At 63.2% G+C, this 587-nt stretch carries 1 protein-coding gene; it reads right to left on the bottom strand.

Annotation, left to right across the window (positions count from 1 at the left end):
• A partial coding sequence (locus D3H34_RS33540) for a DEAD/DEAH box helicase (RefSeq protein ID WP_119558926.1) occupies positions 1–587 on the bottom strand: 587 nt, incomplete at both ends.

Genomic DNA, 587 nt, shown 5'->3' on the forward strand with positions numbered 1-587 from the left:
GGCGACGTTGTTGGCGCCGAACTTGGTGCGCGTGACCACCAGCACCTGGCTCCAGTCGTGTTCCTGGATGATGTGCAGCAGGGCCTGCTTCTTCTTGCCGCGGCCCACGGGGTGGATCACCTGGGTGATGCGCTGCACCGTGGTGTTGCTGGGCGTGACCTGGATGCTTTGCGGGTTCTTCAGCAGCGTGTTCGCGAGTTCGCGGATTTCATCGCTGAACGTGGCCGAGAACAGCAGGCTCTGCTTGTTCTTGGGCACCAGGGCCAAGACCTTCTTCACGTCATGGATAAAGCCCATGTCGAGCATGCGGTCGGCTTCGTCCAGGACCAGGATTTGCACGGTGGACAGGTCCAGGAAGCCTTGCTGCTGCAGGTCCAGCAGGCGGCCGGGCGTGGCCACCAGGATGTCGACGCCGCGCTTGATGCGGTCGATCTGCGGGTTCATGCCCACGCCGCCGAAAATCACGGTGGAGCTGATGTTGTCGAGGTACTTGGCATAGCCGCGCACCGATTCTTCCACCTGGGCCGCGAGTTCGCGCGTCGGCGTCAGGATCAGGGCGCGCACGCCCTTGTTGCCGAACTTGCTGG

The sequence above is a fragment of the Acidovorax cavernicola genome (assembly GCF_003581445.1).